This window comes from Pseudomonas sp. WS 5532, from assembly GCF_012985445.1.
In the GTDB taxonomy this organism is placed as follows: domain Bacteria; phylum Pseudomonadota; class Gammaproteobacteria; order Pseudomonadales; family Pseudomonadaceae; genus Aquipseudomonas; species Aquipseudomonas edaphica.
Window position 1 is genome coordinate 46,941 of record NZ_JAAQWK010000030.1, and the last position, 19,174, is coordinate 66,114.

Consider the following 19,174-nt stretch of genomic DNA (forward strand, 5'->3'; position numbering starts at 1 on the left):
GACGTCAACGTCCGCAATAAAAAAGGGTAGGGCAATGGACAGTCTGAGCGGCCTTTCGGTGTTCGTGCAGGTTGCGGAAACCCGCAGCTTCACCGCAGCTGGCCGCGTTTTGGGGGTGTCATCTTCGGCGGTGGGCAAAAGCATCGCGCGCATGGAAGAACGCCTGGGCGTGCGGCTGTTTCATCGCAGCACACGCAGCGTCACCCTGACCGGCGAAGGCGCGTTGTTCCTCGAGCGCTCGCGGCGGATTCTGGCCGAGGTGGAGGCGGCCGAGCAGGAGCTGACTGAGGCCGGCGCCACGCCCCGAGGCACGCTGCGCATCAGCTTGCCGCAGGTGCGTGGGCTGTTGATGCCGGTGCTCAGCGATTTTATGCGCGCCTACCCGGACATCGAGCTGGATGTGGATTTTTCTGACCGCATGGTGGACGTGATCGAGGAAGGTTTTGATGCGGTGATTCGTACCGGCAAGCCGGAAGATTCGCGGCTGATGGCACGTCATCTGGGGCATTACCAACTGGTGTTGGTGGCCTCGCCAGGCTACCTGGCGCAATACGGCACCCCGCAACACCCGCAGGACTTGAGCGACCATGCCTGCCTGCGCCACAAATTCTGCGCCACCGGCAAGCTGGAACCCTGGCCACTGCGCCATGTGCCCGGCGTGGCGGAGCCGGTGTTACGTGCGCCGCTGATCAGCACCACCATCGAGTCCCTCAACTATGTGGTGCACGAAGGTTTGGGCATCGCCTGCCTGCCGGACTTCATGGTCAAGGAGGCGGTGCGCCAGGGGCGTCTGCAACGGGTGCTGGATGAGCACCTGGTCCACCGTGGCAGTTTCTGGATGCTGTGGCCCTCGAGTCGCTTTGCCTCGGCCAAGCTGCGGGTGTTTATCGACCATATGTCTGCCGGGCTTTTCCCTGCGCAGGCGGTGTAATAACGCTGTGACGTTTTACCGACAGGAATGTGCGCGCCAACCCTGCGTTCTGTTGCACAATAGCGCCCTGACTGTTTTCCTCAGGATTTTCGATGTCGACATCATTTCACTTGCGTAGCCTCGGGTTGGCGCTCGTGCTGGCGGGCGCTGCGGGCTGCTCGTCACCCAAGACCGCTATTTATGAACATGAGAATTTCGACGACTCCGGTACGTTCTCCCGTGATTACCCGGTCAGCGATGTGGCGGCCTGTGAAGCGGCGCGACGTGCGCTGTTGAGCCAGGGTTACATCATCACCAGCAGCGACCCCAAGCTGGTGGTGGGTAACAAGAGTTTCCAGCAAACCGGCGAAACCCATCTGCAAATCAGCTTCAACGTGGTATGTGCCGATGATGGCAAAGGCGCCAAGCATTCGACCATGTTTGCCAATGCCTTGCAGGACCGCTACGCGCTGAAGAAGGTCAACAACTCCGCCAGCCTCGGCGTGGGTGTGTTGGGCTCGGTGTCGATGCCGATCGGCTCAACCGATGATTCGATGGTCAAGGTGGCCAGCGAGACAGTGACGGCACCGAAGTTTTACGATCGCTACTTCTCGCTGGTGGATGTGTTCCTGCCCCAGGACGTGAAGGCGGCCGAGCATATTCCAGAGAAGCCCAAGGCTGAGCTGGGCATGCCGGAGCCGAAAGCGGCTGCGCCTGCCGATAAGCCTGCGCCTGCCGATAAGGTAGCGCCTGCCGATAAGGTAGCGCCCGCCGATAAGATAGACGCGCCCAAAGACGCTCCGGTAGCGCCCGCCGTGTCGGAACCGCTGGCACCGCCGCCGGAGGCGGCACCGATTGCGCCACAGGCCGAGCCGGCGCCGACCACTGCGCCAACACCTGCACCGGCTGCGGAACCAGCCCCATCGCCGACCAACCCGAACCTGCCGGCGCCGACAGAGGCGATTCCACCGCTGCCAACGCCTGGGCGGTAACTCAGACGGCTACGGGGTTCGTCTTGTCGACGTTTATCCCGTAGCGGCTGATGGCCTCGCTCACCTTGTCACGCCCGATCACGCCGTCATCGGCCAGCGCCTTCAGCGCCGCCAGCACGATGAAGTGGCGGTCCACCTCAAAGAACTCGCGCAGGGTTTCGCGGGTGTCCGATTGCCCAAAGCCATCGGTGCCCAGCGCCACAAAACGGCGGCCGTGTACAAACGGGCGGATCTGGTCGGCGAATAACTTCATATGGTCCGTCGCCACCACCACCGGCCCGCTGTGTCCGGCCAGGCTGGTTTCCACGTAGCTCGCACGCGGTTCGTCCTGCGGATGCAACAGGTTCCAGCGCTCCACGGCGTGCCCGTCGCGGCGCAATTCGGTCAGGCTGGTGGCGCTCCAGACATTACTGGCTACGCCAAAGTCCTTGTCGAGCAGTTGCGCTGCGCCAATTACTTCGCGCAGGATCGAGCCGCTGCCCATCAATTGCACCTGCGCCTGGGGGGACGTGCTCAGCGGATACAAGCCTTTGAGAATCCCGTCCTCCACGCCTTCGGGCATGGCCGGGTGCGGGTAGTTCTCGTTGAGCAGGGTGATGTAGTAGTAAATGTCCTCTTGTTCGACGTACATGCGCCGCATGCCTTCGCGAATGATCACAGCCAGCTCGTAGGCAAAGGTCGGGTCATAGGCGACGCAGCAGGGGATCACCGACGCCAGGATGTGGCTGTGGCCGTCGTCATGCTGCAAGCCTTCGCCCATCAGCGTGGTGCGGCCGGCCGTGGCGCCCAGCAGAAAGCCGCGAGCGCGGGCATCGCCGGCGGCCCAGGCCAGGTCGCCGACGCGCTGGAAACCGAACATCGAATAGAAAATGTAGAACGGCACGGTCATCAAGCCGTGATTGCTGTAGGACGTACTCGCCGCAATCCACGAAGAAATAGCCCCGGATTCATTCAGGCCTTCCTGCATGATCTGTCCGTCTTTGCTCTCTTTGTAGTAGCTCAATTGCCCGGCGTCTTGTGGGGTGTAGAGCTGGCCGACGGCGGAATGAATGCCGATCTGGCGGAACAGGCTCTCCATGCCGAAGGTGCGCGACTCGTCCGGCACGATGGGTACGATCAGCTTGCCCAGGTGCGGGTCTTTCAGCAGCGTGCCGAGGATGCGCACAAACGCCATGGTGGTGGAGATGGCACGCTCGCCGGTGTCTTTGAGTTGGGTGGCAAAGGCGCTCAGTTCGGGAATCTGCAAGGCCTCGACTGCAGTGTGTCGTGCTGGCACATAGCCGCCCAACGCCTGGCGACGGGCAGCGAAGTAGCGGGCTTCTTCGCTGTCGGCGGCGGGCTTGAGGTAAGGGATTTCGTCGAGCTGGTCATCGGCCACTTCCAGGCCGAAGCGGTCGCGAAAGGCTTTTACTGCATCAGCGCCCATCTTCTTCAACTGGTGATTGATGTTCTGGCCTTCGCCCGCTTCGCCCATGCCAAAGCCCTTGACGGTTTTGGCCAGGATCACCGTCGGTTGGCCCTTGTGGCGCACGGCAGCGGCGTAGGCATTGTAGACCTTGTCCGGGTCGTGGCCACCGCGTGAGAGTTTCCAGATATCGTCGTCGGACATGTCGGCAACCAGCGCCAGTAATTGCGGGTATTTGCCGAAGAAATGTTCACGCACATAGGCGCCGTTCTGGGATTTGTAGTTCTGGTAGTCGCCGTCCACGCACTCCATCATGCGTTGTCGCAACAGGCCGCTCTGGTCCTTTTCCAGCAGCGCATCCCAGCCGCCGCCCCAGATCACCTTGATCACATTCCAGCCGGCGGCGCGGTACAGGCTTTCGAACTCCTGGATCACCTTGGCATTGCCACGCACCGGGCCATCCAGGCGCTGCAGGTTGCAGTTGACCACAAAGATCAGGTTGTCGAGCTTCTCGCGGCCGGCCAGGGAGATGGCCGCCAGGGATTCCGGCTGGTCCATTTCGCCGTCGCCCAGAAACGCCCACACCTTGCGGCCTTGGTGTTGCTTGAGGTCACGGAACTCCAGGTAGCGCATAAAGCGCGCCTGGTAGGCGGCGGTAATCGGGCCCAGGCCCATCGATACTGTCGGGAACTGCCAGAAGTCCGGCATCAGCCGTGGGTGCGGGTAAGAGGACAAGCCCTCGCCACCGGCCTCGCGGCGGAAGTTGTCCAGCTGCGCTTCGCTGATGCGGCCTTCGAGGTAGGCGCGGCCGTAAATGCCCGGGGAGGAGTGGCCCTGGATGTACACCAGGTCGCCGTCGAAGGTATCGGTTCGGCCACGGAAGAAGTGGTCGAAGCCTACGTCGTACAGGACGGCGGCCGACGCGTAGGTCGCAATATGCCCACCAACACCCGAGTGTTTACCCGCACGCAGCACCATCGCCATGGCATTCCAGCGAATAAACGCATTGGTGCGCCGCTCGATGGCCAGGTTGCCGGGGTAGGGCAATTGGCGGTCAACCGCGATGGTGTTGACGTAAGGCGTGGTCACCCGCCCGTAGAAGTCACCATGGCGCGCAACGTCGAAATCCAGCAACTGATCAATCAGGTAGTGGGCACGCGGGCGGCCTTCGGTGGACAGCACCGATTCGATGGACTCCAGCCACTCGCGGGTTTCCTGTGGATCGTCGTCCAGTCTTACTGCGTTATTGGGGGTCATGTGAGGCTCCAGGGTAGGCGGATTTCAAGCAGCGGGCTCCTTGTGGGAGTTGCGCAAATGTAATTGCAATTGCAACTACATGACTGAATCTAGCGCGGGATGAGCTACTATTGCAACCTTCTTGAAACTCCCCGGATGGTGTTGCATGTCGTCGAAAGAGCCAGATGTATGGTTCCGTTTTGTCAGGGCCCACAGGACGGTCATCCGAGAAATCGAACGCCGCCTGGCTGCAGCAGACCTGCCGCCCTATGCCTGGTATGACGCGTTATGGGGCCTGGAAAGCGGCCCCGACGGCACACGGCGCATGCACGAATTGGCCGATGTGCTGGCGATTGAGCGCTACAACCTCACACGCCTGGTAGACCGCCTGGAAAAGGACGGCCTGGTAGTGCGTTCACGCTCCGACGGCGATGGCCGCGCAGCGTTTGCCTCGATCACTGAGGCCGGCCGGGTGTTGCGTAAAAAGATGTGGAAAATCTACGAAAGCACGGTGGATGAGCTGTTCCTGTCGCAAATCGAGCCTGAGCAGCGCCAGCTGTTTGCCGATACCTTGGAGCGCACTGCGGGGTTGGCGGTGGAGGCGGGCGTGCAAACCCGCAGTCGACGCAAGATCTAATAGCTGACGAAGATCCAATGTGGGAGCAGGCAAGCCAGCTCCCACATGTTTGACCGCGTGCCCATGCATCACAGTGGATACCGACGCATCGCCGTTTCGACCTGCTCAACACCAATACGGCCTTCATCGGCCAACGCCCGCAGCGCACACACCACAATCCAATACCGACTGGGCGCAGAAACCTGCACCGACCCCGCACCCAACCCGACAAACCGCGCCTGCACATACGCCGCCAACTGATCGACAATCGCCTGCGGATAGCCGGTCACGGCAATCACCGGCGCGCTGCTCCCGGCCAGGCACTCATGCAGATGGCAGCTTTGCCGGGCAGCCATCGGGTGCAGGCGATTCCAGCGCTCGGCCGCCGCTGCCTCACGGGCCAGCCGCGTGTAGCTTGGGCAGCTCCATACCTGCGCCGTCACGCCCCAATCCTGTTCAAGCAATTGCGCCGCGTGGGTCACGTCCTCGAGCGCTCGGCCTGCACCCAGCAAGCGCACCTCCCCAGTGTGAGTACGCTGGAGCGAGTACATGCCCTTGAGCGCGTTTTCACGATCCTGCTTATCCAGCCTCGCTGTGCGCTGTTGATCATGCAGCGCGAGGTAATAAAACCCCGGCTTGCCGTCGACATACAGCGCGCGAATCCCGGCCAGCACAATCGCCCGGGCTTCTTCGCCGGACGCCGGGTCATACGGAGTGCAGTGCGGGTTGGTCGCCAGCCACAACGGCAGCGACGGTTGCGCGCCCCTGGGCCAGGCAGAGGGCTGGTTCTCGACGTCGTTGCAGAGGATGCCGCGCTGCGTGGCGGCCTGCGACAGCCCACATAACTGCGCCGACGATGCTGCACGGTGCAGGTACAGCATGGGTTTTTCGCCGGTATTGCGCGCAAACCAACTGGGCCAGTTGCCCACACGGCGGCTGCGTGACTGGCCACGAATCACCCAGGCCTGTCGGCTGAATTCCAGGGTATTGGCCATGTTCATGACCGTGTACAGCGGCGAGCCGGGCGGCGGGGCGGCACTGCTCAGCGCATCGATACAGCGCTGCGCGGCTTGGGCGGTAGAGACAGGCATGGTCGAGGCTCCTTGCTACGAAGTCTCGTACCCTAATGGAAATCTGTTATTGATTGCAAATGCAATGATTGCAATAGCACCTCAAGATTCCGGCGCTAAATCGATCCAACCCTGCTACGTTTTATCTTGAAGTGCAGGAACGTCATGGCGCCGACATTTTTTCGTCATCACGGCACTTTAGGCTGGGCTTGCAGGTCATTTATCTGCAAGCGCTTTTAACCAAGAAGGAGTCCGCCATGGACGAATACCAGGAAGAACTGCTGGAGTACCACGCGTTTGAACTGGATCCGCTGGATCCGGCCGATGACGCCACCGAGCTGTAACACCGACTTCAGGCGGAATGCCGCTGACTGCGGCGAAATTCCCCTGGGGTCTGGTTGTTCCACCGCCTGAATGCCCGTTGAAAGGCTTGGGCTGAGGCAAAACCGAGCAAGTAGGCGATCTCGCCGAACGCCAGTTCCGTGTCGCGAATGTAGGTCATGGCCAGATCGCGGCGGGTATCGTTGAGAATTGCGCGAAACTGCGTGCCTTCGTCGGCCAGTTTGCGGCGCAGCGTCCAGGTAGGCAGCTTCAAGCGTGCCGCCACTTCTTCCAGGTCGGGTTCCCGGCCACCATTGAGCATCGGCCCAAGCAACCTTGTGATGCGCTCGCGCAGGCTGCGGGTGCGGGTGAGCTGCTCCAACTCCTGTTCACATAACTTCAACAACAGATGCCAGGTGCTGGGGCAATGCTGCGGGTTACGCAGACTCAGGGTTGGCTGGTTGAGGCGCAGTTGGTTGGCCTCGGCACCGAAATGCACGGGGCTGTCACCCAGCACGCGGTACTGGTCGCTGTACTCAGGGGCTTCAAACTCGATGTCGATGCGCTGGGCCTGCACCGGTTGTTGGGCCAGGCTCGACAATTGCTGCAGCCAGCCGGCGATGATCGAGTCCACCACAAAGCGGTTGTAGGCGTTGTATGGGCTGATGGAATAGAAGCGCAGCCAAGCGCCTTCGGCGTCCTCATGAAAGCTCGACTGGCCACGATAGTTGGAGCCGTACAGCGCTTCAAACCGCGTCAGTGCGCGCGCTGCTTCGCGTACGTTCGGCGCCTGTGCGGCGGTGACGCCGGCCAATCCCGCCTGGCTCAGACGGCTCAATTGACCCATGCGCAAGCCCAGGCCGGGGTCGCCGGTCAGTTGGATGGCGGCGTGGCCCAGGCGCATATAGCGCGGGATCGACAGGCGCGCCCCGGCTTCGGCAAGGCGCGCCGGGTCCAGGCCGTATTGCAGCAGCAGCGGCTGCGGGTCCAGGTCGTGGCTGTGGACGGCGTCGGCCAAGGACTGAACAAAGCCCACCGACAAGTCCCCAAGGCGCACCGGCTTCACGGCGTTACAGCCAGATATTCAGCAGGCGCGCGCCACGGGCGTCGTTGCCCGCCGTGACGTGCCCGTCGTTGCTGAGGAAGCTGTGTCCGGCGGTGCCCAAGTCCCAGAACTGCCCACGCAGGAACACACTCATGCCGGCGCTGGCCTGGCTGATGGGCTGCTGGCTGATCAGGGTGAGGCGGCGCCAGGCTTCGCCTTCGCTGAGTTCTTCGGGCTTGAGGCTGATTTCCGGCGGCGTGGACACGCTTTTAAAGCCGCGCCATGGGCGGTCCCAGGTGTCGCGGCCGGTGACGAAGGCCGGCACGGCCACCAGTTGCGCACCTTGCTCGTTGAGCTTGCGGTAATTGTCCGGGTACCAGCTGTCGCTGCCGATCAGGATGCCCAGGCGCCCGGCCGGGGTGTCGACCACGCTGACGATATTTTCGTCACCCGGGGCGATAAACCCGCGCTCATCGTAAATCGGGTAAAGCTGGCGCTGTGGCTCGCCGATGGGCAGGCCATCGGCCGCAAACACCACGCTGGCGTTGTACAGCGCGCCATGGCCAATGTGCAGTTGGCCCTGGCTGACACTGGGGTTGGGCAGCGCGATGGAGCCGGCCACCAGGGTCACGCCGAATTCTTTGGCCAGGCCGCCGAACAGCACTTGATAGTCGCGTGCCATGGCCGGTGCCTTCATACGCAGGTAGGCGTCGTCCATGCGGTTATCGCCTTTGGCGCTGATCCAGGCGCGGGCAAACTGCAACGGGTTGCTGGCGGACAGCCAATTCATGGCGTCCTTGAGGTGAGTGGCCTGGTACAGCTCATTCTTTTCGCCGCTGAGCATCAGCCAGGTGCCGATATGTTCCGGCAGCACGACGACGGTCTTGGCGTTGATCAAACCTTGGTCGCGGGCCTTTTGCAGGTAGGCCGAGAGTTTCAGGTGCAAGCGTTCCAGGCTCTGGTAATCAGCAGGGAACAGCTCGGGTTGGATGCCCAGCAGGTTGCCACGGTCGGCGGGCTCGCCTTCATTGACGGCCAGGGTGATACGCAGGTCCGACAGGTAATGCGCCACGGGGCGCTCCTGGGTCCAGACCAGATACGCGGCGATGGCGGCAACCAGGGCCATGGAGACGGTGAACGCTAGAAGTTTACGCATGGGGCAACAGACAACAGACCGTGTGCAGGGTTCGCCGACTAGGGTAGGGCTGATGCACCGGCTTGCCAAGGGGCACTGTGCATTTGGATCAATAACTTGTCAGTTACGGTCATTGAGCGGTCGTCCATCGCCTCTTAGTCTGTGGGACATAAACCGATGGCAAGCCGTTCGAGCCTGCCACGTCCCGTGATGATCCGTTGTGGAGCTGTACCATGACCGCTGCTGCCTACCCGCACCTGCTGGCCCCGTTGGACCTGGGTTTTACCACCTTGCGCAACCGCACCCTGATGGGCTCGATGCACACCGGCCTGGAAGAAAAGCCCGGCGGCTTCGAACGCATGGCCGCCTATTTTGCCGAGCGCGCCCGTGGCGGCGTTGGCCTGATGGTCACCGGCGGCATCGGCCCGAACGATGAAGGCGGCGTATATGCCGGTGCCGCCAAACTGACCACCGACGAAGAAGCGCAAAAGCACAAGATTGTGACCCAGGCCGTGCACGCAGCGGGCGGCAAGATCTGCATGCAGATCCTCCACGCCGGTCGTTATGCCTACAGCCCCAAGCAGGTGGCGCCGAGCGCGATCCAGGCGCCGATCAACCCGTTCAAGCCCAAGGAGCTGGACGAGGAGGGCATCGAGAAGCAGATCCAGGATTTCGTCACCTGCTCGCTGCTGGCCCAGGTGGCCGAGTACGACGGCGTGGAAATCATGGGGTCCGAAGGCTACTTCATTAACCAGTTCCTCGCCGCCCACACCAACCATCGCACCGACCGTTGGGGTGGCAGCTACGAAAACCGCATGCGCCTGGCCGTGGACATCGTGCGCCGGGTACGCGAAGCAGTAGGTCCGAACTTCATCATTATCTTCCGCCTGTCGATGCTCGACCTGGTGGAAGGCGGCAGCACCTGGGAAGAGATCGTGCAACTGGCCAAGGCCATCGAAGGCGCGGGTGCGAGCATTATCAACACCGGTATCGGCTGGCACGAAGCGCGTATCCCCACCATCGCCACCAAGGTGCCACGTGGTGCGTTCAGCAAGGTCACCGCCAAGCTGCGTGGCGCGGTGCAGATTCCGTTGATCACCACCAACCGCATCAACACCCCGGAAATAGCCGAGCAGATTCTGGCTGAAGGCGATGCGGACATGGTCTCGATGGCGCGCCCGTTCCTGGCCGACCCGGAGTTCGTCAACAAGGCCGCTGCCGGCCGCGCGGATGAAATCAACACCTGCATCGGCTGCAACCAGGCCTGCCTGGATCACACCTTTGGCGGCAAGCTGACCACCTGCCTGGTCAACCCGCGTGCCTGCTACGAGACCGAGCTGAACTACCTGCCGGTCAAGCAGATCAAGAAAATTGCGGTGGTCGGTGCCGGGCCTGCGGGGCTGGCGGCGGCCACCGTGGCGGCTGAGCGCGGCCACCAGGTGACCCTGTTCGATTCGGCCAGCGAGATCGGCGGCCAGTTCAATATCGCCAAGCGCGTGCCGGGCAAAGAAGAGTTCTTCGAAACCCTGCGCTACTTCAAGCGCAAATTGCAGACCACCCACGTCGAGCTGTGCCTCAACACCCGTGTGGATGTGGCGCAACTGGCGGCGGGCGGTTACGACGAGATCATCCTGGCCACCGGCATTGCGCCGCGCACGCCGGCGATTCCGGGCGTCGACAACGCCAAGGTGCTGAGCTACCTGGATGTGATTCTGGAGCGCAAGCGGGTGGGCAAGCGCGTGGCGGTGATCGGCGCCGGCGGCATCGGCTTCGACGTCTGCGAGTTCCTCGTGCACGAGGGCGTGTCCACCAGCCTGGACCGCGAGGCGTTCTGGAAAGAGTGGGGCATCGACACCCAACTGCAAGCCCGTGGCGGTGTGGCCGGCATCAAGCCGCAACCCCACGCACCGGCACGTGAAGTGTTCCTGCTGCAACGCAAGACCTCCAAGGTCGGCGACGGCCTGGGCAAGACCACCGGCTGGATCCACCGCACTGGCTTGAAGAACAAGCAGGTGCAGATGCTCAACAGCGTTGAGTACCTGAAGATTGATGACGATGGCCTGCATATCCGCATCGGCGCCGAGGGCGAACCGCAGGTGCTGGCAGTGGACAATATCGTCATCTGCGCCGGGCAAGACCCACTGCGCGAACTGCAGGATGGGCTGGTCGCAGCCGGCCAGAATGTGCACCTGATCGGCGGCGCCGATGTGGCGGCCGAACTGGATGCCAAGCGCGCCATCAACCAGGGTTCGCGTCTGGCTGCCGCGCTGTAAAACGACCCAAGGGGCGGTGTTAGACTACCGCCCCTTTTTCATTCAGATATCCCCCGATGGGTCCCTTCGACTGGTTTCCCCAGGCACCGCTTGAACCGTTGCCCCTCGACTGGCTGAACGGGGTCGAGTTGGCCGTGCTGCGCCTGGACTGCATCGATCCACTGATCAGCGGCAACAAGTGGTTCAAGCTCACCCAGCACCTGGCCAATGCGCAACAGGCCGGTGCCGATGGGATCATCAGCCTGGGCGGCGCTCATTCCAACCATCTGCACGCGTTGGCGGCAGCCGGCAAACATTTTGATTTCCCCACCGTCGGCCTGTTGCGCGGCCACCCTCAAGACACGCCCACCATCCTTGATCTGAAAGCCTTCGGCATGCACCTGCATTGGCTGGGGTACGGCGGTTATCGTGCGCGTCACGACGCAGGTTTCTGGCGGCCATGGCGCGAACAGTATCCCCATCTTTATCCCGTGCCCGAGGGCGGCGGTGGAAGGGCCGGGGCAATGGGTTGCGGGGTGTTGGTTGAGCAGGTGCGCGCTCAACTGAACAGGCTCGGCTGGGCTGATTACGACGCGTGGTGGTTGGCGGCGGGCACCGGCACCACACTGGCCGGGTTGGCGCTGGCAGAGGCGGGCGTGCATCCGGTGTTCGGCGCCTTGGCGGTGCCGGATGATCACGGGGTTGCCCAGAACGTGCAGGCCATCGTGCAGCACGGCTATGAATTACTGGACGCGAGCCGAGGCGGCTTCGCCAAGGTCGACCCGTTATTGCTCGATTTTATCCAGGCGACGGAACAGGCAGGCGGCTTACCGTTGGAGCCGCTCTATACTGGCAAGGCCTTGCTGGCGTTGAAGCAACAGATCGAGGCCGGACGCTTCGCCCCCGGCACTCGCTTGATCTTCGTGCACACCGGCGGCCTGCAAGGCCGCCGGAGCATGGAGAGCTAGCGCTTGGGCATCATGCGTAACACGGTGTTATCGCGCATGAAGTAATGGTGATACAGGCCGGCCACGGCATGCAGGCCGATCAGCCAATAACCGACGGTGCCGCCCAGCTCGTGCCATTCTTTGATCTGTTTGGACAGGTCTTTGTTTTCGCCAATCAAGGGCGGCAACTCGATCCCGTAAAACATCACGGAATGGCCCTGGGCACTGACGATCAGCCAGCCGAAAATCGGCATGCCGATCATGAACAGGTACAGCGCCAGATGCATCAGTGTTGCCAGTGCCGATTGCCATTGCGGCGGTGCCGGCACGATCTTTGGTGCAACGCCCAAGGTGCGGGCAAACAGGCGCAGCCATACCAGCACAAACACTGTCAGGCCGAACATGTAGTGCATTTCTACAATCAGGGCCCGCCCGCCACTGCCTTTGGGAAAGATCCCGCGAAACTCAATGCAGGCGTAAACCACCGCCAGCAGCACCACCATCAACCAGTGCAGCGCAATCGACATGGTGCTGTAGCGGGTATCGGAGTTTTTCCACGGCATCGCTTGGTTCCTCACTCATCAGGGCATACTTCCGTTCTTTCGCGACGGAATCCTATAACTGTATGCCGGTTTTGAGCGGTGCGCCTGACGTAAATGCTGTTGTTTTGATCTCAATCAGTCGCTTTGCGGCATTTCACCGCGGGCCAGGCGCTGGTTGATATCGGTGATCACCGCAGGCAGGTCGTTGATGGTGTCGATCAGGTAGTGCGGTCGCGAACCCTCGAACAACTTCTCGATGCGTGTGCGCTCGCTGGCCAGGGCGGTGGCGTCCAGGTCACGAAATTGCTCGTAGGTCAGGCCCAGCGCATTGCCGGAGCAGGTCAGTGCCACGGTCCACATGCCGGCGCGACGGCCTTCGAGGATGCCCGGTACGGTATCGTCGACCTTCACGCACGCCGCCACATCGTCAATGCCCAGCGCGATCACGTTGGCCAGTGCCTGGGCGGGCCACGGGCGGCCGTTGGGCACTTCGTCGGTGGCGACCACGTGGTCGGCGATGTAGCCGTTGGTGGCGGCCAGGGCGACCACCTTGTCCATCACCTGTTTGGGGTAGCCGGAGCAGGAGCCTATCTTGATGCCTTGCACACGCAGGCGGGCGATGGTGTCGAGGGCACCGGGGATCAAGGCCGAGTGCTCGGCGATTTTCTCGATCTGCAAGGGCATGAAACGCTGGTAGATCGAGGTCACGTCGTCATCGGTCGGCGTGCGGCCAAAGGCTTTGCGGTAGCGTTCGGCGACCTGCGGTTGGTCGCAGAGCGTGCGGATATGGTCCCACTTGCCCATGCCCATCGGGCCACGGGCTTCTTCGATGGAGACTTGCACGTCGAACTCGGCAAACGCCTCGACAAAGATCTGCGTGGGCGCGAAAGAGCCGAAGTCGACCACGGTGCCGGCCCAGTCGAGGATCACGGCCTGGAGGGTGTTGGGGTTTTGATAGTTCATGGTTCAAATCCTGTGGGTAATGGGGGCAATCAGATGTCCAGCACTTCCATTTCTTGCAGCACCTGGCCGATCGCCTCGACCGCCGCCTGCATGCCCTGCGCGTCAACGTGGCCGATGCAGCCGACGCGGAAGGTTTCTACTTGGGTCAATTTGCCGGGGTAGAGAATGAAACCCTTGGCCTTGACCCGCTCGTAGAAGTCCTTGAACTGGTAGCGCGGGTCTTTTGGCGCATGGAAGGTGACGATGATCGGCGCCTGGATGGCCGCTGGCAGGAAGCTGCGCAGGCCCAGTGCGGCCATGCCGTCGAGCAGCGTCCGGCAGTTGTCGGCATAGCGTTGATGGCGTGCGGGCAGGCCGCCTTCTTCCTGGTATTGCAGCAAGGCTTCGTGCAGCGCGGCGACCACGTGGGTCGGCGGGGTGAAGCGCCATTGGCCGGTCTTGGCCATGTAGCTGTGCTGGTCGAACAAGTCCATTGCCAGGGAATGGCAGTTGCCTTGGGCGCCCGACAGTGCCTGTTTGTCGGCGAAGACAAAGCCCATGCCCGGCACGCCTTCCAGGCACTTGCCCGAGGCGGCGATCAGCGCGTCAAACGGCACTTCGCGGGCGTCGATCGCCAGAGCGCCGAAGGAACTCATGGCGTCGATGATCAGGCGTTTATCGTGCTGTTTAACCACCTGCGCGATGTCCGGCAGCGGGTTGAGAATGCCGGTGCTGGTTTCGCAGTGGATCAACGCGACGTGAGTGATCGCCGAGTCGGCGTGCAGCAGGCGGTCGACGTCGGCGGCGGTAGTGGGTTCGTCTTCAGCGGTTTCGAAGGTGCTGAAGTCGAGGCCGAGCACTTCGCAGATCTTCGCCAGGCGCTTGCCGTAGGCGCCGTTGATCAGCACCAGTACCTTGCCGTTGCGCGGCACGAGGGTGCCAATGGCCGCTTCGACGGCAAAGGTGCCGCTGCCTTGCAGGGGCACGCAGTGGTGGCTGTCGGTGGCGTGCAGGATCGCCAGCAATTGAGTGCAGACGCTGGCGGTCAGTTGGTTGAAGCGGTCATCCCATGACCCCCAATCCACCATCATTGCCTGACGGGTGCGGTTCGAAGTCGTCAAGGGGCCAGGGGTTAGCAGGATCGGCGCGGCAGTGCTCATCTCAAGTCCTCGCAAGGTCATTGGGGGGTGAAGCTACGGCGCCTAAATTGCAGTTTGGCTTGTCATCAATCAAATTGTTTGTTGTTATGCGAGCTATCAGTGAGGCCGATAGCTATGAATTTGTTTCAACTGCGTGCATTCGATGCCGTGGCCCGCGAGGGCAGCTTTACCCGTGCCGCCGCACGGCTGTTCATCAGCCAGCCGGCGGTGACCGGGCACATCAAGGCCCTGGAAGAGCACTACCAGATCGCGCTGTTGCGCCGTACCGCCCGGCGGGTGGAATTGACCGAGGAGGGCACGCGTCTGGCCGCGATCACCCGGGCAATTTTCGGCCTGGTGGATGAAGCGCAGGCGTTGCTCGAAGCCAATCGGCAGTTGCTCAGCGGACGCCTGGAAGTGGCCGCGGACGGCCCGCATCTGGTGATGCCGATGATCGCCAGCCTGCGTGCCCGTTACCCCGGCATCACCGTGAACCTGCGTCTGGGCAATGCCCAGGAAACCCTGGCGGCGCTGCTCTCCGAGCATGCGGATGTGGCGGTGCTGACGGAGGTGGAGCCGCGCAATGGCCTGCACCTGCAGCCGTTGAGTGAGTCGCGGATTTGCGCGCTTGTCCCGGCCAGCCACCCGTGGGCGGCACTGCCCAAGGGCATTCGCCTGGAACAGCTCAACGAGGTGATCATGGTATTGCGCGAGCCCAGCTCCATCACGCGGCGAACCTTCGATGATGCGTGTGGAGCTGCGGGTGTGCAGCCCAAGGTGCTGCTGGAACTGGACAGCCGCGAGGCGGTGACCGAAGCCGTGGCGGCCGAGTTGGGCGTAGGCGTGGTGTCGTCAATGGAAGTCAGCCAGGACCCGCGTGTGCAGGCCGTGACGATTCAGGGCGATGGGTTGTTGAACCGGCATATGCTCGGCTGTATGGAGCGGCGCCGCTCGTTGCGGCTGATTCAGGCGTTCTTTGAGTTGGCGTCTTGAGTTGAAGACCGAGTCGAGGCCATCGCGGGCAAGCCCGGCTCCCACATTGGTCCGGTTACTCAGGTACTACTCGGTCAACTGTGGGAGCCGGGCTTGCCCGCGATGAGGCCCTGAAACTCAGCGCAAACTGTCCCGCACAATATCGAGAAACGTCGCCACCACCCGCCGCGAACTCTGCTCCTTGAGGCACACCAGCGTTTCCTTCATGCGCTGGCTGCAATCGCGGATCGGCAGGGCATACACCCGCGAGTCGGCGCCGAGTTCCGCTGCCGACACCACGCCCACACCAATCCCCACCACCACCGCCTCCCGCGCGGCTTCGCGGCCTTCCACCTGGATCGCCGGGCGGATGCGCAGCCCGGCCTGACGCATTTCCTGCTCCAGGGTCTGACGGGTGACCGAGCCGATTTCCCGCAGTACCAGCGGCGTGTCATCCAGGTCGGCGAGGCAGATGGATTCACGCCCGGCCCACGGGTGGTTGCGCGCCACAAAGGCGAGTAGCTGCTCATCGGGCAGCGGCAACGACAGCAGGCGTTCATCGTCGACATCGCGCCCCAGCAGGGCCAGGTCGGCCTGGTAGTTGTACAGGCGAAACAGCGATTCATCCGTGTTGCCGGTTTCGATCTTCACGCTGATCCCCGGATACAACTGGCAGAAGCGTGCGATCTGCGGCAACACGTGCACGGGCGCGTCCACGGCCAGGGTGAGGGTGCCGGTGAGCAGGGCGCGGGAGTCTTGCAACAGCTCTTCGGCTTCGGCCTCGATCACAAACAGGCGCTGGGTGATGCCGAGCAGACGCTCGCCCAGGTCGGTGAGGCGCACGGCGCGTTTGTTGCGGTGAAACAGCAGCACGCCGAAGCGTTCTTCGAGCTTGCGCACCTGGTCGGAAATCGCCGGTTGCGTCAGGAACAGGCGTTCAGCGGCCTGAGTGAAACTGCCGTGTACGGCCACGGCGTGGAAGGCTTTGAGCTGGGCGTGGGAAACCGACATCGCAGATCCTCTTACAAGCTGAGCTTATAGGTGAAATACGATAAATCGATTTTACCTATTAGTCAGCCATTGCTTTGATACGCCAACCGCCGACGGCTGAGTCCTACAACCGCGGCGGCCATGGGTTCTGGCAAACCGGACCCATCTGACCAATGCCGCGCCCTCCAGGGCTTGGCATTGCAGTGCTCAACCATAAAAACAACAGGCATTTGCTTCTAGATCCTGCCGGCACACTCACCTGAGGTCAGAACCACAATGAATATCCAAACGGGTAGCATCAAGCGTTGGCGCGTGCAGATTTTCGCCATCACCTGGCTGGCGTACGCCGCGTTCTATTTCACTCGCAAAGCGTTTTCGGTGGCCAAGCTGGGCATCGTCGATGACCCCAGTTTCCCCCTCGACAAAATGATGATGGCCAACCTTGATGGCCTGTACCTGGCGGCCTATGCCGTGGGGCAATTCACCTGGGGCATGCTGGCGGACCGCTTCGGGCCACGGGTGGTGGTGCTGGGCGGATTGTTGATTTCTGCCGCAGCGGCGTTGGTGATGGGCACCTTTGCCACCTTGCCGATTTTTATCAGTTGCATGTTGATCCAGGGGCTGGCGCAGTCCACCGGCTGGTCGGGGCTGTGCAAAAACCTCGGCAGTTTCTTCCCGGCGCAGCAACGCGGGCGGGTGTTGGGGTTGTGGAGTTCGTGCTACGCCTTTGGTGGCCTGGTGGCATCGCCCTTTGCCGGCTGGTGGGCTTACACGCTGATCGGCACGTGGCATGCGGCGTTTATTTCCAGCGCGGCGGTGGTGGCGGTGGTGGCTGTGCTGTTCTTTATCTTCCAGCGCAATACACCGCAGGATGTCGGCTTGCCGGCTGTTGAGCCGGAGCCGGTCGTGGCGGCCGACACACAGCGAGTCAGCGTGCTGGAACCGCTGCGCGCGATCCTGCGTAACCGTACGGTGCTGGTCTTGGGCCTGGCGTACTTTCTGTTGAAACCGGCGCGTTACGCGATCCTGTTGTGGGGGCCGGTGATCGTTTATGAGCAAATGCCCTCGGTGGGCAAGGTGGGTGCGGCCATCGTGCCCACGGCGTTCGAGTTGGCCGGGTTGCTGGGGCCGATCATGATCGGGCTGGCGTCCGACAAACTCTTCGGCGCCCGGCGCATGCCGGCCTGTGTGCTCAGCCTGCTGGCGCTGACCGTGGCCCTGGCGTTGTTCATGGGCGCGCTGCACACCGGTAGCGTGATGCTGGTGATGGCCCTGCTGTTTGTGATGGGCCTGACGCTGTATGGGCCTGACTCGATGATCAGCAGCACGGCGGCCATCGACTTCGGCACCGCCAAGGCCGGCGCCACGGCCGCAGGCTTTGTGAACGGTTGCGGTTCGGTGGGGGCGATCCTTGGCGGCCTGCTGCCGGGCTACTTCGATACGGTCACGGTGTTTATCGTATTTGCCGGCGCGGCGTTGTTTTCTTCACTGGTGCTGATGCCTTACTGGAACGCCAGGCCCGCCGCGCTGGCGCAGGTTGGCGACTTTGTGCCCGACCGCAACGTCACGATCAAACCCTTGCGCACCTGAGGCACTTGGCCGGTTTTTTGGTGGATTAGAGTGTTTTTGCGCTATAAACTCTGCCCCCAAAGCGCCGGCCAGTAGACGTTTCGGCGCGATGGACGAAAAGAGAGTGAGTCATGGGCGCACAGTGGAAAGTCAAACATAAAGAAGCGGCATCCAATGCCAAGGGCAAGATCTTCGGCAAGCTGGTGAAAGAAATCACCATCGCCGCCCGCAACGGCGCGGACACCGCGACCAACGCCCACCTGCGTTTGGTGGTAGAACAGGCCAAAAAGGCCTCGATGCCCAAGGAAACCCTGGAACGCGCGATCAAGAAGGGCGCCGGTCTGCTCGGCGAAACCGTGCAGTACCACCGCGTGACCTACGAAGGTTTTGCCCCGCACCAGGTGCCGCTGATCGTTGAATGCGTGACCGACAACATCAACCGTACCGTGGCAGAAATCCGCGTGGCCTTCCGTAAGGGCCAACTGGGCGCTTCGGGTTCCGTGGCGTGGGACTTCAACCACGTCGGCCTGATCGAAGCCTCGCCGGACAGCCCGGACGCCGACCCGGAAATGGCCGCCATTGAAGCCGGCGCACAGGATTTTGAAGACGGCGAAGAAGAAGGCAGCACCTTGTTCATCACCGAAACCACCGATCTTGATGCGGTGCAAAAAGCACTGCCAGAGCAGGGTTTCACCGTGTTGTCGGCCAAGCTGGGCTACATCTCGAAGAACCCGGTCAGCGGTTTGACCGATGAGCAGATGGCTGAAGTCGAAGCCTTCCTGGAAGGCTTGGACAACCATGATGACGTGCAGGATATGTTCGTCGGGTTGGCTGGCTGATTTATCGCTGAATAAATGCCGGCAAAAAATGTGGGAGCTGGCTTGCCTGCGATAGCCATAGGCATCTACACAACCGGTTAACACGAAGTCTGTGGCAGGTGGGCTGTTGTGGCGAGCAGGCTTGCCCTGCGTTGGGCTGCGAAGCGGCCCCAGTAAAGGCACTGCAATTCTCCTGAAAGAACTCAGCGACTGGGTTTGGGGCTGCTTCGCAGCCCAACGCAGGACAAGCCTGCTCGCCACAGGAGAAATAGG

Annotated in this window: 17 protein-coding genes; 9 read left to right on the top strand and 8 right to left on the bottom strand. The window is 62.2% G+C overall.

Features of this window, described 5'->3' with window-relative positions:
* The first annotated feature begins 34 nt into the window (after nucleotides 1-34).
* Both HBO23_RS31035 and HBO23_RS31040 read left to right on the top strand, forming a co-directional pair.
* A complete protein-coding gene (locus HBO23_RS31035; protein WP_099550022.1) occupies nucleotides 35-931 on the top strand; it encodes a LysR family transcriptional regulator in 897 nt (298 codons plus the stop codon).
* Between the two features lie 92 nt (nucleotides 932-1,023).
* Nucleotides 1,024-1,902: a DUF2242 domain-containing protein gene (locus tag HBO23_RS31040; protein WP_170040755.1), complete on the top strand. Its 879-nt coding sequence runs from the start codon at nucleotides 1,024-1,026 to the stop codon at nucleotides 1,900-1,902.
* Between the two features lies 1 nt (nucleotide 1,903).
* Here the strand turns inward: HBO23_RS31040 and aceE are convergent, their stop codons facing one another.
* A complete protein-coding gene (aceE, locus tag HBO23_RS31045) occupies nucleotides 1,904-4,564 on the bottom strand; it encodes a pyruvate dehydrogenase (acetyl-transferring), homodimeric type (protein ID WP_170040756.1) in 2,661 nt (886 codons plus the stop codon).
* A gap of 145 nt (nucleotides 4,565-4,709) precedes the next feature.
* Between aceE and HBO23_RS31050 the strand changes: the two genes are divergently transcribed.
* Entirely contained in the window at nucleotides 4,710-5,180 is a 471-nt protein-coding gene (locus HBO23_RS31050) for a MarR family transcriptional regulator (RefSeq protein ID WP_058420905.1), read from the top strand.
* A gap of 68 nt (nucleotides 5,181-5,248) precedes the next feature.
* Here HBO23_RS31050 and HBO23_RS31055 read toward each other — a convergent pair whose 3' ends face one another.
* Nucleotides 5,249-6,250 (bottom strand): pyruvate dehydrogenase, encoded by a 1,002-nt coding sequence (locus tag HBO23_RS31055; protein ID WP_170040757.1) that lies wholly within the window; start codon nucleotides 6,248-6,250, stop codon nucleotides 5,249-5,251.
* Nucleotides 6,251-6,438: 188 nt separating this feature from the next.
* Here HBO23_RS31055 and HBO23_RS34025 point away from each other — a divergent pair, with 188 nt between their 5' ends.
* Entirely contained in the window at nucleotides 6,439-6,573 is a 135-nt protein-coding gene (locus tag HBO23_RS34025; RefSeq protein WP_017136475.1) for a hypothetical protein, read from the top strand.
* Between the two features lie 8 nt (nucleotides 6,574-6,581).
* On the opposite strand, the gene HBO23_RS31060 is transcribed toward HBO23_RS34025, so the two are convergent.
* Nucleotides 6,582-7,616, bottom strand: coding sequence for an AraC family transcriptional regulator (locus HBO23_RS31060; RefSeq protein ID WP_170040758.1), 1,035 nt, complete (start codon nucleotides 7,614-7,616; stop codon nucleotides 6,582-6,584).
* Nucleotides 7,617-7,620: 4 nt separating this feature from the next.
* Nucleotides 7,621-8,751 carry a carbon-nitrogen hydrolase family protein gene (locus tag HBO23_RS31065; RefSeq protein WP_017136477.1) on the bottom strand — a complete coding sequence of 377 codons (1,131 nt, stop codon included), beginning with the start codon at nucleotides 8,749-8,751 and terminating at the stop codon, nucleotides 7,621-7,623.
* A gap of 212 nt (nucleotides 8,752-8,963) precedes the next feature.
* Here HBO23_RS31065 and HBO23_RS31070 point away from each other — a divergent pair, with 212 nt between their 5' ends.
* Both HBO23_RS31070 and HBO23_RS31075 read left to right on the top strand, forming a co-directional pair.
* Nucleotides 8,964-11,003: an NADPH-dependent 2,4-dienoyl-CoA reductase gene (locus HBO23_RS31070; protein ID WP_170040759.1), complete on the top strand. Its 2,040-nt coding sequence runs from the start codon at nucleotides 8,964-8,966 to the stop codon at nucleotides 11,001-11,003.
* 56 nt (nucleotides 11,004-11,059) lie between these two features.
* On the top strand, nucleotides 11,060-11,950 hold the full coding sequence (locus HBO23_RS31075) for a pyridoxal-phosphate dependent enzyme (RefSeq protein ID WP_169988179.1): 891 nt from the start codon (nucleotides 11,060-11,062) through the stop codon (nucleotides 11,948-11,950).
* Here the strand turns inward: HBO23_RS31075 and HBO23_RS31080 are convergent.
* From HBO23_RS31080 to HBO23_RS31090, 3 genes are all read right to left on the bottom strand, one after another.
* The gene (locus tag HBO23_RS31080; RefSeq protein WP_017136480.1) at nucleotides 11,947-12,492 is read right to left on the bottom strand and encodes a cytochrome b; all 546 of its coding nucleotides are present in this window, start codon (nucleotides 12,490-12,492) and stop codon (nucleotides 11,947-11,949) included. The genes HBO23_RS31075 and HBO23_RS31080 overlap by 4 nt on opposite strands.
* 114 nt (nucleotides 12,493-12,606) lie before the next feature.
* Entirely contained in the window at nucleotides 12,607-13,434 is an 828-nt protein-coding gene (gene phnX, locus HBO23_RS31085; RefSeq protein WP_099550031.1) for a phosphonoacetaldehyde hydrolase, read from the bottom strand.
* A gap of 29 nt (nucleotides 13,435-13,463) precedes the next feature.
* Nucleotides 13,464-14,573, bottom strand: a complete 1,110-nt coding sequence (locus tag HBO23_RS31090) for a 2-aminoethylphosphonate--pyruvate transaminase (RefSeq protein ID WP_170040760.1) — start codon at nucleotides 14,571-14,573, stop codon at nucleotides 13,464-13,466.
* 114 nt (nucleotides 14,574-14,687) lie between these two features.
* Between HBO23_RS31090 and HBO23_RS31095 the strand changes: the two genes are divergently transcribed.
* Nucleotides 14,688-15,545 (top strand): LysR substrate-binding domain-containing protein, encoded by an 858-nt coding sequence (locus HBO23_RS31095; RefSeq protein WP_017136483.1) that lies wholly within the window; start codon nucleotides 14,688-14,690, stop codon nucleotides 15,543-15,545.
* A gap of 117 nt (nucleotides 15,546-15,662) precedes the next feature.
* On the opposite strand, the gene HBO23_RS31100 is transcribed toward HBO23_RS31095, so the two are convergent.
* Complete coding sequence (locus HBO23_RS31100) at nucleotides 15,663-16,535, bottom strand: LysR substrate-binding domain-containing protein (protein ID WP_017136484.1); 873 nt, start codon at nucleotides 16,533-16,535, stop codon at nucleotides 15,663-15,665.
* 255 nt (nucleotides 16,536-16,790) lie between these two features.
* On the opposite strand from HBO23_RS31100, the gene HBO23_RS31105 reads away from it, so the two are divergent.
* Together HBO23_RS31105 and HBO23_RS31110 are read left to right on the top strand one after the other, a co-directional pair.
* Nucleotides 16,791-18,104 carry an MFS transporter gene (locus HBO23_RS31105; RefSeq protein WP_017136485.1) on the top strand — a complete coding sequence of 438 codons (1,314 nt, stop codon included), beginning with the start codon at nucleotides 16,791-16,793 and terminating at the stop codon, nucleotides 18,102-18,104.
* A gap of 110 nt (nucleotides 18,105-18,214) precedes the next feature.
* Complete coding sequence (locus HBO23_RS31110) at nucleotides 18,215-18,922, top strand: YebC/PmpR family DNA-binding transcriptional regulator (protein WP_056858461.1); 708 nt, start codon at nucleotides 18,215-18,217, stop codon at nucleotides 18,920-18,922.
* Nucleotides 18,923-19,174 lie beyond the last annotated feature (252 nt).

Bases quoted from the DNA above. Each gene is read 5' to 3' on its own strand.
- HBO23_RS31065 (WP_017136477.1), bottom strand. From the start codon at position 8,751: ATGCGTAAACTTCTAGCGTTCACCGTCTCCATGGCCCTGGTTGCCGCC.
- HBO23_RS31070 (WP_170040759.1), top strand. From the start codon at position 8,964: ATGACCGCTGCTGCCTACCCGCACCTGCTGGCCCCGTTGGACCTGGGT.
- HBO23_RS31110 (WP_056858461.1), top strand. From the start codon at position 18,215: ATGGGCGCACAGTGGAAAGTCAAACATAAAGAAGCGGCATCCAATGCC.
- HBO23_RS31105 (WP_017136485.1), top strand. From the start codon at position 16,791: ATGAATATCCAAACGGGTAGCATCAAGCGTTGGCGCGTGCAGATTTTC.
- HBO23_RS31095 (WP_017136483.1), top strand. From the start codon at position 14,688: ATGAATTTGTTTCAACTGCGTGCATTCGATGCCGTGGCCCGCGAGGGC.
- HBO23_RS31055 (WP_170040757.1), bottom strand. From the start codon at position 6,250: ATGCCTGTCTCTACCGCCCAAGCCGCGCAGCGCTGTATCGATGCGCTG.
- phnX (WP_099550031.1), bottom strand. From the start codon at position 13,434: ATGAACTATCAAAACCCCAACACCCTCCAGGCCGTGATCCTCGACTGG.
- HBO23_RS31075 (WP_169988179.1), top strand. From the start codon at position 11,060: ATGGGTCCCTTCGACTGGTTTCCCCAGGCACCGCTTGAACCGTTGCCC.
- aceE (WP_170040756.1), bottom strand. From the start codon at position 4,564: ATGACCCCCAATAACGCAGTAAGACTGGACGACGATCCACAGGAAACC.
- HBO23_RS31050 (WP_058420905.1), top strand. From the start codon at position 4,710: ATGTCGTCGAAAGAGCCAGATGTATGGTTCCGTTTTGTCAGGGCCCAC.
- HBO23_RS31035 (WP_099550022.1), top strand. From the start codon at position 35: ATGGACAGTCTGAGCGGCCTTTCGGTGTTCGTGCAGGTTGCGGAAACC.
- HBO23_RS31090 (WP_170040760.1), bottom strand. From the start codon at position 14,573: ATGAGCACTGCCGCGCCGATCCTGCTAACCCCTGGCCCCTTGACGACT.
- HBO23_RS31040 (WP_170040755.1), top strand. From the start codon at position 1,024: ATGTCGACATCATTTCACTTGCGTAGCCTCGGGTTGGCGCTCGTGCTG.
- HBO23_RS31100 (WP_017136484.1), bottom strand. From the start codon at position 16,535: ATGTCGGTTTCCCACGCCCAGCTCAAAGCCTTCCACGCCGTGGCCGTA.
- HBO23_RS31080 (WP_017136480.1), bottom strand. From the start codon at position 12,492: ATGCCGTGGAAAAACTCCGATACCCGCTACAGCACCATGTCGATTGCG.